Source organism: Alkalibacterium iburiense, assembly GCF_039521845.1.
GTDB classification, from domain to species: domain Bacteria; phylum Bacillota; class Bacilli; order Lactobacillales; family Carnobacteriaceae_A; genus Alkalibacterium; species Alkalibacterium iburiense.
Map to the genome: position 1 here is coordinate 1 of NZ_BAAACW010000156.1, position 12,235 is coordinate 12,235.

Here is a 12,235-nt window from a genome sequence, read left to right on the forward strand (position 1 = left end):
CAAAACAGAAATGGCCTGCGTTCGACAAAGCACTTAAGAATCCCACTGCTTTAGCTGTGGGAGTGTCAAAGGTTTACTCGCCTTTTTGCTGGGTTAGGATTTTTGGTCCGTCTTTTGTAATCGCTAGAGTGTGTTCGTATTGGCAGCTGAGTCCGCCGTCTTGTGTGCGCGCCGTCCAGCCGTTGTCGTCCATTTTGGATTTCCATGTGCCGGTGTTGACCATCGGTTCAATGGTGATGACGAGGCCTTCTTTGAGGCGCATGCCTTTTCTTGGTTCGCCGTAATGCGGGACGCTTGGGCCTTCGTGTAAAGTCGGACCAATGCCATGTCCGATGAATTCGCGGACAACAGAGTAGCCTTCGCCTTCAACGTATGTCTGAATAGCATGGCCAATGTCGCCGATGCGGTTACCGACTTTTGCGGCTTCGATGCCTTTGTATAGGGCGTTTTTCGTTACTTCCATTAATTTTCTGACTTCGTCTGTCGGTTCACCCACGCTGTAACTCCATGCGGAATCGGCTAGTGCCCCGTTCAGGTTAATCACCATGTCAACGGTAATAAGGTCACCTTGTTTTAGGACCTCTTCGCGCGGGAAGCCGTGACAGATTTCGTCATTGATACTGACACAGGTTGCGTATTTGTAGCCTTGGTAGCCGATTTGTTCGGCGATGGCTCCGTTGTCGTCAATCATTTTTTTAACAAACTCTTCAATGTCCATTCCTGTAATGCCCGGTTTAATAAAGTCACGCAGGGCTTCGTGGATTTCAGCCAATAAATCGCCGGCTTTATCCATGGCTTCAATTTCTCTAGGTGATTTGAGTGTAATCACAAATACATTCTCCTCTACTTTTCTGTTATCCCTATTAGTATAGCGAAAATCGCTGATTTTAAAAACCTTTTTTTGTAAAGTTGTTCTCCCGTATGACTCGGTGTTACTTTTAGAGGGATTCAACCAGTTATTTTGGAAGCGAATCCCTGTAATCTGAGAGTTAGAGGGATTCACAACGATTTTTAAGCTGCGAATGCCTCTAAACAAAAAGATAGAAGGATTCACTTCCTTTTTTTGGACTCGAATCCCTCTAAAGCTCCTAAAATAAAATAATGACTGGGAACACGTGCTGACTGGCGCGTGTTTTCCTTCTGAAAATCTTAAACGGAGGAAAAACGTGCCGTTTTTCTTCAAGTGCCATTAAATTCTTTCTCGCTTAGGCGAGAAAGGGTCCTTTACCGACGTTAGCTTTTACATTTGGGAAGTTAACGCAGGTAAAAATAAGTTTAGCGGTGTTAACTTTTATTTTTTGCCGGCTAACGTCTGTAATCCAAAAGTTAGCAGTGTTAACTTTTTAATTTCTTACTTTAACACCGCTAAAACTTCCAATAACAATGAAGTAGTTGGCGCATATTTTTTTAAGCAGTCAAAAAGCTTTCTCGTTTGGGCGAGAAAGCTTTCTTCTTGTTTGAATTAGTCTACAAAGACAAGTGTGTAGCCTTGGGAGGCGAAGAACTCAATCGTTCTTTCTTTTCGGTTACTGTTTTGTGGGATCATGAGATACATATCGGACGTCGTGTGGTAGTCTTCCAAGATTGGCAAGGTTGAAGAATTGATCGCCATCGGGTTATCATATTCCTCTGGCTGATGGTGTTCTTCTGCATCAATTTCAACTACTCGAAATTCCTCCATCGTTCCAAAGGCGGCGTATTCCGTAAAGGTCCCTTCATCCATTAAGATGAGATCGTATTCGCCCGCTGATAATTGCGCAACAAAACGTTCGGCCATTTGTCCGTGCGGGGTAAAGGACGCATAGACGGCCTCATTTTGTCCTTGCGGTTTTAACAAGCGTTCCATTTCCTGAGAGAGCGGTTCCTCTTCGTCAAAGTCAACATGAGGCGCTAATACCGTCAAATGGAAATACGTGACTGGGCGATTCATCCAATCCACTAACATAAATATTCCAAAGGCTAAGCCGAGTATGGCTACAATCACGTGGATGCGGTAATAGTCCCACAAATAGTGCAGTTTTTCTTTTGTCGTGTCATCTGATTTAAGTACTTCACTAACTTTCGTTTTCACTAGGCAAACCGTCCTCTTAATCATTTACTCTTCATAGTTTAGCATAGACTGAAAGTGTATTCAATTTCAGAATAAAAGATGACTTTTTTAAGACTCTTCTGGAACGAACAGATGAAGGTGATGTTTATACACTTCTAAATCAATCGGTAAGGGGTCTCCTTCATCGCCATCCACATTGGTCACAACGGTTCGGTCATCGCGCAATTCAATACGAGCCTGTTTAAATTTTCGGTAGAAGACATGTTCATCTTCCGTCAGTTTCCCGGCAAATATTTTAGGGACTAAGTTGACCGTTTCAGCCAAGTTTTGCTTCTCGGCTACAATTAAATGGAGAAAGCCGTCATCCACTGCTGCATCCGGAATCATGGTTTTAATGCCGGCAACTGAGTTGGTCAAGGCTACCAGCACTAAGAAAGCATCCAGTTCTGCGGTTTCCTCTTCTAGTATAAACCGCAAAGGATAGTTCTCTCTTTCCACAACGGACTGGGCGCCTTCTAAAATATAGGCGAGAGGGCCGAGTTTGGTTTTCTTCTCAATCGGCACGTCGTGGACCGCTTCAGGGATGGACCCGATAGCCACAATGTCTGCGAAATAGTGATTGTTTATTTTTCCTATGTCCACCGGTTTGCGCTTATAGGTGACAATCTCGTCTATGGCTTTTTCAGGGTTCATCGGGATACCTAAAACTCTCCCCAAGTCATTGACTGTCCCCAGCGGAATAAAGCCGAAAGCGGGACGATTGGGTTCAGGCGCCAAGCCATTGATGCATTCATTGACCGTTCCGTCCCCACCTAAGGCATAAACCGCATCCACTTGGGCGCGCGCGGCTTCTCGTGAAAAACGGGTGGCGTCTCCTTCGCCTTCGGTCCATTTGAGTTCCACTTCATCATAGATGCTTTCTAATACTTCTTTGACTTTCGGGCCGTAATCTTTTCCTTTTTCCCGGCCGGATGTCGGATTAACGATAACCACTGCTTTTTTCATATGAGTCGACTCCTTTTATGCATTTCTTCCAGTATAACTGAAGCATCTTTTTATCCATAAGAAAAATACTCGCACGAGGCGAGTATTTTAGTTGGATTATAATTCTTCTCCATTGGTTTCAATAACTTTTTTGTACCAGTGGTAGCTGTCTTTTTTGTAGCGTTTGAGTTCTTTTTCATCCAGCTCTTCCCGGTCGACGTAGACAAAGCCGTAGCGTTTCTGGTAGCCGTTGAGCCAGCTGAGTAAGTCGGTATAGCTCCACGTGCAGTAACCCATAACGTCAACGCCATCCGTAATCGCATCTTGAATTGCTTCTATGTGCTTTTTGATAAAGTCAATACGGTAGGTATCATGAATGGTGCCGTCTTCTTCTAAAGTATCGTAAGCACCCAGTCCGTTTTCCGTGATCAAAATCGGTAGGTTGTACCGGCTGTTGATACGGCGCATCGCAATACGCAAGCCTGTCGGGTCAATATCCCAGTCCCAGTCTGTCCGTTCGACATACGGGTTTTGAGTGGACTTGTATAAGCCCGGTGTCCCGCTTTCTTCACTTGTTCCTTTTTTACCAGAGGTGTTCATTTTTCCGAAACCGACTCCGTCTAACGGGTTAGCCGCAACGGTATTGGTCTGGTAATAGTTGAGTCCCATGAAGTCCGGTTTGCCGGCTTTCAAAAGCTCTTCGTCCCCCGGTTCCACTTCTGGTGCAATACCGAGTCTTTCGTAATGCTTCCAAGCCACCGTCGGGTAACGTCCGTTGACGTAGACATCCATCCAGTAGTGAGCGTTAAACTCTTCATTATTTTGAGCAGCCATCTGATTTTCCGGGTGGCTGTCAATGGCATAAGTTGGTCCGTAAGCAAAACTCGGGCCAATTTTTCCACGGATGTCCAGTTCTTTAAACCGTTTGATGACGGCCGCATTGGCAAGGCTCGCAATATGGTTCGCCTGAAGCATGCGCTTCGTATCGGTGACTCCTGGCGGATGAGCCGCCATTGAATAGCCTAGGGTGATAAAAATGTTCTGTTCATTCAAGGATACCCAGTACTTCACTTTCCCGTTGTAGCGTTTAAAGAGAATTTCTGCGTAGCGGGTAAAGTCCTGGATGACTTGTCGGCCTTCCCAACCGCCGTATTTGTCCTGCAGGGCTTGGGGGATATCCCAGTGGTACAAGGTCAGGACAGGTTCGATGTTATGCTCAATTAATTCGTCGATTAAGTTATCGTAGAATTCGAGTCCTTTTTCGTTAACCTCTCCGTCCCCATCTGGAATAATCCGGGTCCAGGCCACTGAAAAGCGGTAAGCCTTTAGTCCTTGTTCAGCCATAAGCTGGACATCTTCTTTGTACCGGTGGTAATGATCCACCGCTACCTCTCCGGTTGTTCCTTTAAAGGTCTTACCGGGAATCTGGACGAATCGGTCCCATACTGATTCGCCTTTTCCATCTTCGCTCGCTGCTCCTTCGACTTGATAAGCCGCTGAAGCGGAGCCCCAAAGGAAATCCTTTGGAAAAGAATCGCGTTCTTTATGATACATGCTTTCACTCCTTGTTAAATTTTATCACTACTAGTTTACCACATATTTGTGAAAGCGCCTTATTAATTTTGGGTTTTCCTAATCTTCCAGTCTGCTATCCGTTAAAGGACGCTCTTGCTTCCCGACTTTTTTCTGATTTAATTTCGATACGACTATCGGTGCACTGACACTGGTGATAACGACTGCCATTAGAATTTGTGATGTAGACGTGGCCACATACTGTGTGAGTTCAGGATAGATACGCGCTAAGATAGAAGGCGTCAAGGAAGACACACCCGCTACGGTTACTAAAGATAATGCCAGTAAGCCGTCATTTTTCAACACCACTCGATCGATGACAACCAGTGAAAGCATAAAGACAATAAAGATGACTGTTACGATAAGACCGGACACGCCTGAACGCAATGCCTCCAGGATATTGATGCCTTGTCCTAAATTCCATCCCATGACAGGTAGTCAAGCCGCAATCCCCGGACTGAACAGTTTACTGAAGTTTCTGTCGATGGCACCTAAAGCAATCCCTGCAAGTAAGGGAATGAAGATAGAAATAACAGGCATCCAGTCAATGCCGCCTCCGCCACTCATCACAAAACTGTAGATAATGGTCGGGACAATCGGCAGACTGAGTAAGCCAAAGAAACCAAAGGCTCCTGTGTCCGTTTCATTTCCGTACTGCTGAGCCGTTAACAAATAAATCGCTGGGTTCGTACTGGTGATGACTGATACAAAGGCCACCGCACTAATGCCTAAGACACCACTTTGTCCAAAGAGTTGAATGAACAGATAAGATAAGAGCATACTGATAAGGACTTTGGCAATAAAGAGAACCCCCTGCCGCTCGAGCAGTCTTCCGGTCTGCTTAATATCGATTACCGTTCCGGAAAAGAAAGTCAAAATCGCCGCTAAGACGTTCACCCCTTGTCCTGAAAACAGCGCCTGAGTCATGCCTCCAATCTTGAACTACTCCACCTTAAATCCTAACGGATTTTGAAGATGGAGATTCCTAAGAACTCCGTTCTACTGAACAGATATTTATTAGGCTATCCCTGTAGTCCCTACAGTTTTAGAAGCTAAAATGCGTTGGGCTTCTTGTTTCAGATTTATGCTTGCATTAATATCTCTATCGTGGTGTACAAAACACTTTGGGCATTCCCAGTCACGCATAGCGAGATTTTTAACGGCTTTGTTTTGGTGGCCACATCCAGAACACAATTGTGAAGAAGGGAAGTTACGGGCAACCACCACAACTTCTTTTCCGTACCATTTCGCTTTGTATTCCAACATGGTACGGAATTCTGACCAACTGACTTCTGAGATAGATTTAGCTAGTTTTCGATTCAAGACCATGTTTTTCACCAACAAATCTTCCAATCCGATCATGTCGTGGTTTTTGACAATCTCGGTCGAGAGTTTGTGGAGATAATCCGTTCGTTTATTCTTAATAGTTTCATGAATCTTAGCGACTTTGGTGCGCTGCTTTTGATAGTTTTTAGATTCAGACAACTTTCGTCCGTTTTTGATAGCTTGTTCTTTCCGTTTGGACAGTTTACGTTGTTCTGTTGCGAGTTTTCTTTCCAGTCCTCTAAAGAATCTTGGATTTTCATAGACCGTTCCATCAGACAGAACAGCAAACTCTTTTAGCCCTACATCGATGCCTACGGAAGAACCTGTTTTTTTAATCGGTTCCACTCCCGTTTCGACCAAAAGAGACACAAAGTACTTCCCTGTTCCATTTCTACGAATAGTTGCGCTGATGATTCGTCCCTCTACTTCTCGACTTTTGGCAAAGCGAACAAGTCCAAGTTTCGGCAGTTTCAATTTGTTTCCCACCAAGGCAACATTTTTATTGGTTGATTTAGTTGTATAAGACTGAACAGGATTGTTTTTACTTTTGAACCGAGGGTGTTGAGTTTGTTTTTTGAAGAAGCGGTCAAAACTATCAGACAGATTCCGCAAAGAAGATTGCAGGGCAATACTGTCGACTTCTTTGAGCCAGTTAGTTTCTTCTTGCTTTTTCAATACAGGAAGCTGAGCAGTGCATTGATTGTAGGACAACCCTTTCCCTGTTTGCTTGTAGGTATCATTCCACTGGTTCAAAAAGTGGTTGTAGATAAACCTTGAACAACCAATCGTCTTATTGATTAAGAGAGCTTGTTCCTTATTCGGATAGAGACGAAATTTATACGCTTTATGGGTATTGATGTGACATTCCACCTCCTTATATATCTATCATAATGATGTTCTTTTTAAGGGCTGATGTCAATGGAAAAAAGTTAAAAAGTTATCAGAATTCCAAAGGATTTGGTCAAAGCTATTGAGACATATCAAGAACAAAATGATATAGCTCTGTTCACTGGGAGTCTACTTGGGCTGTTACGAAAAGCACTGAAATCAGAAGCATTATTTTGAGCTGATGCTCAATCGGCATTCATCTCCCACCTACGCTTTGCTTAGAGGTGGGAGTCTTCTGCCTAAAAACGATAAATAAGTTGGGCCAGATCGTGTAAACGACCATACTTAATACCAGGGGAACTAAAAATGTCCCAGCTGGTATTTTATTAATTTTCTCTAACATACAATAATCTCCTTATGTCTAAAAATTTAGTACTTTAAGTATACTCCTTTCCCCATATCTTGAAACAAATAAATCCTTTTTCATCCAATTGAATCTTCTGTTCTGAAGTGGTATGCTTTTTGATGAAAGACTGTCACTATGCTGAAGTAAGGAAAGGACGTTTGTTGTATGCCTAAAGTAATGATCGTGTATGCCAGCCTGACTGGCAATACCGAAGAATGTACGGAAATTTTAGAAGAAGCCTTTGAAGAGCTGGGCGCAGAACTGGAAGTAGTCGAAAGTGTCTTTGCTGATCCCCAGGACTTTTTAGATTATGATATTGTCTTAGTCGGAACGTATACATACGGAACCGATGCCGATTTACCGGATGAAATTGTCGATTTCTATGAAGAGCTGGAAGAGGTCGATTTAACTGGAAAAATTTACGGGTGTTACGGGTCCGGAGACACTTTCTACGATAAATACTGTCAATCTGTAGACGACTTTGATGAGATGTTCGCTAAGACGGGCGCAATCAAAGGCGCTGAAAGTGTCTACGTTGATTTGAATCCGGAAGAGGAAGATGCGGAAAACTTAAAAGCTTTTGCGCAGAAATTAATGCAGGCTTTTGGAGAAAATAAATAAGGTGAGGGGCGTCTCTTTTTTTAAAGAGGCGTTTTCATTTTGTCTTTCTTAGCCTTTTCGGTATACTTTTATGTAAAGACAAACGAATCAGAAAGTAGGAATGCAGATGGCTTTAACGGATACGTATAAGATGAATAATGGGTTAGAGATTCCTGTTGTTGGCTTTGGAACCTGGCAGAGTTCGAATGAGGAAGCGAAGCAAGCGGTTCTGTGGGCACTGGAGGCAGGCTACCGTCATATTGATACGGCTCAGTCGTATAAAAATGAGGAAGGTGTCGGACAGGCGCTGAAAGAGACGTCCGTTCCCCGCGATGAGATTTTTGTGACGACGAAGCTGCATAATCGTTGGCACGGGTACGAGCGCACGAAAGAAGCGATTGATACGTCCTTGGAAAAATTAGGTATTGAAACCATTGATTTGCTGCTGATTCACTGGCCTAATCCGATTTCGACGCGTGATAACTGGCAAGAGATGAATAACGAAAGCTGGAAAGCGATGCAAGAAGCCGTTGAAGCGGGCAAAATTAAATCCCTTGGGGTGTCGAACTTCAGACCGCATCACTTAAAACCTTTACTCGACTTTGCGACCATTAAACCGGCCGTCAACCAGATTTTACTGAATCCGAGTGAGATGCAGCCGGAAGTGGTGGCTTTCAATAAGGAGCATGATATTATCAATGAAGCCTACAGCCCGTTTGGAACAGGTAAGATCTTTGAGGTGGACGAGCTGAAAGAATTGGCTGAAAAATACGGAAAAACAGTCGGACAAGTGGTTTTACGCTGGAGCTTGCAGCATAACTTCCTCCCTCTTCCAAAAACCGTCACAAAAGAACGCGTCTGGGAGAATGCGGATATCTTTGATTTTGAAATTGAAAAGTCCGACATAAAACTGATGGATAGCTTGACAGGCCGTGCCGGCAGCGCAACTGATCCGGATCAGATTACATTTTAAAGTAAAAGAAAACCTATCCCGATTACACGAATCAGGATAGGTTTCTTTTTATGCTGCTTTTTTTATTTTCGTATAGCTTGACTGAATGCGAGACGATATTTCCCATTTTTCTGGCAATGTCTTCATCTGAGTAATTATATATCCCTTGGGATGTCAGAACAGAAAAGCCGTGGACCGCTGGCCAGAGAATGTCGAGTAAGGATTGACGGTCTTCTTCTGTCGTGTCTTCCAATCCTTCCGTTCGTTGTATGATTTGGTGCAGCGTATTTTGAATATGTTTGTGCAGAGAATGAACGGATAATTCTCTATCCATAAATAAGGCAGAAAACAGCGTCCTTTCTTTGGATGCAAAAAGCACGTAATTAACGCATACATCTGTTAAATCAGACTGGTCTGAATAAAGGTGGAAGACTTTATCTTCTAAAATTTCTTTTACGTATTCTAAAAGGTTCTCTTTCAAGTCATCCATGTTTTTGAATTCTTTATATATAGGTTGTGTAGAAGCATTTAAGTGTGTCGCAATCCGACGAGCTGTGAACCGATGAAAGCCTTCTTCTTTCATGAGGTTAAGTGCAGCATCTAATATGTGTTCTCTTAATATCTTCCTTTTTCTGGGCACTTTTCAAACTCCTAACTGTTCAGTTTTATGTAGTTTATTACACGTTTCTTTTAAGTATAACATAATGAACATATCACATAAAGCATTTTCAATCGATAGAATGCATAACTTTTCAATTAGCGGCCTTAATTACACGCGTTATTTTAAGTTTGTTTGTTTTTTAAACTATTCTCTTTTCTTCAAACGCTTTAATTAAATTATTTATAATTCGGATGATATAACCCTTAAACATTTTACATTGTGACAATCTGTCATATATGCTACTATAAATGAGTATTTAAAAATAAACGGGAGGCAATGACATGGTATTACCTAACTTTGAAGAGAACCTTAAAAAATACGCTAATTTGCTTGTCACAACAGGCGTTAACGTATCTGAAGGACACACGATTGTTTTAAGTATCGATGTGGACCAAGCTCCATTAGCTCGCCTCATTACAGAAGCGGCTTATGAAAAAGGAGCAAAAGAAGTGATTGTGAAATGGGTTGACGACCACATCACACGCTCGACTTTCAAACATGCATCTAAAGAAGTGGTTTCAGATGTTCCTCAATACAGAATTGATGAATCTCTAGCTCACATTGAAAAAGGAGCCAGCCGTATCAGCGTGCGCTCATCTGATCCGGATTCACTGAAAGGCTTAGACAGTACGAAAATCGCAGCTGCTCAAAAAGCGAACGGCCGTGCCTTTTCAGCAATGCGTAAAGCGACTCAAGCCAACAAAGTCAGCTGGGTTGTAGCCGCGGCTGCTGGTGAAAAATGGGCAGAGAAAGTGTTCCCTGAATTAGAAACAGCAGAGGAACGTGTCGATGCTTTATGGGACGCTATTTTTAAAGCAATCCATTTATATGACGAAGATCCTGTTAAGACCTGGGAAGAGAAAGATAAAACCCTTGAGTCTAAAGCAGAAGAGTTAAACAAAGAACAGTTTGTTGCTTTACACTACACCGCTCCAGGAACGGACTTAACAGTCGGCTTACCTGAAGGTCACCTATGGGAAGGTGCTGGAAGCTTGAACGCTCGTGGCGAACGCTTCATGGCGAATATGCCTACTGAAGAAGTCTTTACCGCTCCAGATGCCAACCGCGTTGACGGTGTTGTTGTTTCAACTAAACCGTTAAGTTACGCTGGAAACATCATTGAAGGCATGGAGTTCCACTTCAAAGATGGAAAAGTTGTAGATGTGAAAGCTAAAGAAGGCGAAGACGTCATCAAACAGTTAGTGGATACAGATGAAGGGTCGGCTCGTTTAGGTGAAGTCGCATTAGTTCCTGATGCTTCCCCTATTTCACAGTCAGGCTTAACATTCTTCAACACTCTATTTGATGAGAATGCATCAAACCACTTCGCATTAGGTTCAGCTTACGCCTTTAACCTAAAAGGTGGAACAGACATGACCGAAGACGAATTAAAAGAAGCCGGTTTAAACCGTTCTGACGTTCACGTGGACTTCATGGTCGGATCCGACGAAATGGATATCGACGGCATTCGTGCAGACGGCACACGTGTCCCTGTATTCAGAAAAGGTGCCTGGGCTTAATCAACTAGCATAAGACGATTCCCCTAATTTCCTTTAGGGGATTTTCTTATGACTTATCTGGGAGGTTTTTAAATGAATCACACTATGGGCTTATACGATGACCCTTTTGAAAAAATCATCGCCCGCACCAAGTTAATCGAAATTCGACTGTGGGACGACAAACGCCGTCGCTTAAAAGTAGGCGACACCATCACCTTTACCAAACTACCAAACCCGAGTGAGCAGGCCACCGTACGCGTGATCGCGTTGGATCTCTTCCCGACTTTTAGAGACCTATACGAAACCTTGCCTCCACAGATTTTAGGCGCAAATGGCGAATCCGTTGACTACTTGGTTCAAAGTACATATGACACCTACACACCTGAACAAGAAAAAGAATTCGGCGCCGTCGCCATTCACATTGAACTCCTCGATTAATTATAATGAGGAAGAAAGAAGCCTCAGCTTCTTTCCTCTGCCTTGGGGTTTTTTTCCGGTTAGCGGTGTTAGCTCTGTTTTACTGGAAGCTAACACCGCTAAAACATATTTTAGCGACGTTAGCCCAACTCATTTAAACTTTATCGTCGGTAATCTAAATTTTACCGACGTTAAGTCGATTATTTAATTTCCTAACGTCGCTAAACATAATATCTTCCTTTTCCAGTCCCCTTTTCTTCAAAATTCTGACTCAACACTCGCCGCACACTTTCTTTACTGTAGTTCTTTCCGCACCATTCATAGATTCTATCTGTCTTCAACTCTTTGTCTGGAAACAATACCTGGTATTCTCCTAATTTTCGTAAAATAACCTCTCCATTACGCTCTCTAAAAGAACAGCTTAGACAATGTGTGGACCGTTCTATAACCTTTACATGCCAAGACTGACACTTCAAACACGTCGCTCCTTTTCGCAACTCTTCGTAAGAATAGTGAGGTTTTTTCGCCAACTGGTTATCAGACATATGACGGTCATTTATTAAGCGTGCCAAACGTTTATGCTCTGAATGCAAAGGAGCGCTGATTTTATTCAGTTCTCTTAAATGTTTATTGAGTAGCGACGGCAGTAGTATGTTTTGATTGGGCGGCATCTGATACAACGTAAACTCTGGATGGATAAAAATAACATAAGCCATAACCTGAATCTTCATTCCATATTCTTCCTGGAACATGTGAAAGAACGTCTCCGCTCTTTCTAACTGGGTAGAAGGTTTTAGTATCGTTTTCCCCGTCCTATAATGCTTGATTCGATTATCTTCATAACTATACTCCCCTCTATAGTTTTGTTAGTGTCAATACTTTCTTTTAATAATTGCTTACAATGGTTGTTATATCAAGAAAAAACAAAAAAACACTTGCC

The 12,235-nt window shown here is 42.9% G+C and carries 12 protein-coding genes and 1 pseudogene; 4 read left to right on the forward strand and 9 right to left on the reverse strand.

Annotated features, from left to right (window positions below):
- Positions 1 to 73: 73 nt before the first annotated feature.
- The 7 genes and pseudogenes from map to ABDZ53_RS12965 form a co-directional block, all read right to left on the reverse strand.
- The gene (gene map / locus ABDZ53_RS11745; protein WP_343756769.1) at positions 74 to 829 is read right to left on the reverse strand and encodes a type I methionyl aminopeptidase; all 756 of its coding nucleotides are present in this window, start codon (positions 827 to 829) and stop codon (positions 74 to 76) included.
- A 633-nt stretch (positions 830 to 1,462) separates the two neighbouring features.
- Positions 1,463 to 2,071 carry a hypothetical protein gene (locus ABDZ53_RS11750; protein WP_343756751.1) on the reverse strand — a complete coding sequence of 203 codons (609 nt, stop codon included), beginning with the start codon at positions 2,069 to 2,071 and terminating at the stop codon, positions 1,463 to 1,465.
- 87 nt (positions 2,072 to 2,158) lie between these two features.
- Positions 2,159 to 3,055: a diacylglycerol/lipid kinase family protein gene (locus tag ABDZ53_RS11755; protein WP_343756753.1), complete on the reverse strand. Its 897-nt coding sequence runs from the start codon at positions 3,053 to 3,055 to the stop codon at positions 2,159 to 2,161.
- Positions 3,056 to 3,151: 96 nt separating this feature from the next.
- On the reverse strand, positions 3,152 to 4,588 hold the full coding sequence (locus tag ABDZ53_RS11760; protein ID WP_343756755.1) for a glycoside hydrolase family 1 protein: 1,437 nt from the start codon (positions 4,586 to 4,588) through the stop codon (positions 3,152 to 3,154).
- A 78-nt stretch (positions 4,589 to 4,666) separates the two neighbouring features.
- Positions 4,667 to 5,533: pseudogene (locus ABDZ53_RS11765) on the reverse strand (2-keto-3-deoxygluconate permease).
- A 90-nt stretch (positions 5,534 to 5,623) separates the two neighbouring features.
- Entirely contained in the window at positions 5,624 to 6,790 is a 1,167-nt protein-coding gene (tnpB, locus tag ABDZ53_RS11770; RefSeq protein WP_343756771.1) for an IS200/IS605 family element RNA-guided endonuclease TnpB, read from the reverse strand.
- Between the two features lie 226 nt (positions 6,791 to 7,016).
- Complete coding sequence (locus ABDZ53_RS12965) at positions 7,017 to 7,163, reverse strand: 2-keto-3-deoxygluconate permease (RefSeq protein WP_425541715.1); 147 nt, start codon at positions 7,161 to 7,163, stop codon at positions 7,017 to 7,019.
- Positions 7,164 to 7,331: 168 nt separating this feature from the next.
- Here ABDZ53_RS12965 and ABDZ53_RS11775 point away from each other — a divergent pair, with 168 nt between their 5' ends.
- Together ABDZ53_RS11775 and ABDZ53_RS11780 are read left to right on the forward strand one after the other, a co-directional pair.
- Positions 7,332 to 7,787, forward strand: a complete 456-nt coding sequence (locus tag ABDZ53_RS11775) for a flavodoxin (protein ID WP_343756757.1) — start codon at positions 7,332 to 7,334, stop codon at positions 7,785 to 7,787.
- Positions 7,788 to 7,893: 106 nt separating this feature from the next.
- Positions 7,894 to 8,739 carry an aldo/keto reductase gene (locus tag ABDZ53_RS11780; protein WP_343756759.1) on the forward strand — a complete coding sequence of 282 codons (846 nt, stop codon included), beginning with the start codon at positions 7,894 to 7,896 and terminating at the stop codon, positions 8,737 to 8,739.
- 31 nt (positions 8,740 to 8,770) lie between these two features.
- Here the strand turns inward: ABDZ53_RS11780 and ABDZ53_RS11785 are convergent, their stop codons facing one another.
- On the reverse strand, positions 8,771 to 9,358 hold the full coding sequence (locus tag ABDZ53_RS11785) for a TetR/AcrR family transcriptional regulator (protein ID WP_343756761.1): 588 nt from the start codon (positions 9,356 to 9,358) through the stop codon (positions 8,771 to 8,773).
- A gap of 302 nt (positions 9,359 to 9,660) precedes the next feature.
- Between ABDZ53_RS11785 and ABDZ53_RS11790 the strand changes: the two genes are divergently transcribed.
- Positions 9,661 to 10,899: an aminopeptidase gene (locus tag ABDZ53_RS11790; protein ID WP_343756763.1), complete on the forward strand. Its 1,239-nt coding sequence runs from the start codon at positions 9,661 to 9,663 to the stop codon at positions 10,897 to 10,899.
- 72 nt (positions 10,900 to 10,971) lie between these two features.
- The gene (locus tag ABDZ53_RS11795; RefSeq protein WP_343756765.1) at positions 10,972 to 11,316 is read left to right on the forward strand and encodes an ASCH domain-containing protein; all 345 of its coding nucleotides are present in this window, start codon (positions 10,972 to 10,974) and stop codon (positions 11,314 to 11,316) included.
- A gap of 200 nt (positions 11,317 to 11,516) precedes the next feature.
- Here ABDZ53_RS11795 and ABDZ53_RS11800 read toward each other — a convergent pair whose 3' ends face one another.
- Positions 11,517 to 12,026, reverse strand: coding sequence for a hypothetical protein (locus tag ABDZ53_RS11800; protein WP_343756767.1), 510 nt, complete (start codon positions 12,024 to 12,026; stop codon positions 11,517 to 11,519).
- Positions 12,027 to 12,235: the final 209 nt, after the last annotated feature.

Coding starts and splice junctions, on each gene's coding strand:
- ABDZ53_RS11755 (WP_343756753.1), bottom strand. CDS start 3,055: ATGAAAAAAGCAGTGGTTATCGTTAATCCGACATCCGGCCGGGAAAAA.
- ABDZ53_RS11760 (WP_343756755.1), bottom strand. CDS start 4,588: ATGTATCATAAAGAACGCGATTCTTTTCCAAAGGATTTCCTTTGGGGC.
- ABDZ53_RS12965 (WP_425541715.1), bottom strand. CDS start 7,163: ATGTTAGAGAAAATTAATAAAATACCAGCTGGGACATTTTTAGTTCCC.
- ABDZ53_RS11775 (WP_343756757.1), top strand. CDS start 7,332: ATGCCTAAAGTAATGATCGTGTATGCCAGCCTGACTGGCAATACCGAA.
- ABDZ53_RS11780 (WP_343756759.1), top strand. CDS start 7,894: ATGGCTTTAACGGATACGTATAAGATGAATAATGGGTTAGAGATTCCT.
- ABDZ53_RS11790 (WP_343756763.1), top strand. CDS start 9,661: ATGGTATTACCTAACTTTGAAGAGAACCTTAAAAAATACGCTAATTTG.
- ABDZ53_RS11795 (WP_343756765.1), top strand. CDS start 10,972: ATGAATCACACTATGGGCTTATACGATGACCCTTTTGAAAAAATCATC.
- ABDZ53_RS11800 (WP_343756767.1), bottom strand. CDS start 12,026: ATGAAGATTCAGGTTATGGCTTATGTTATTTTTATCCATCCAGAGTTT.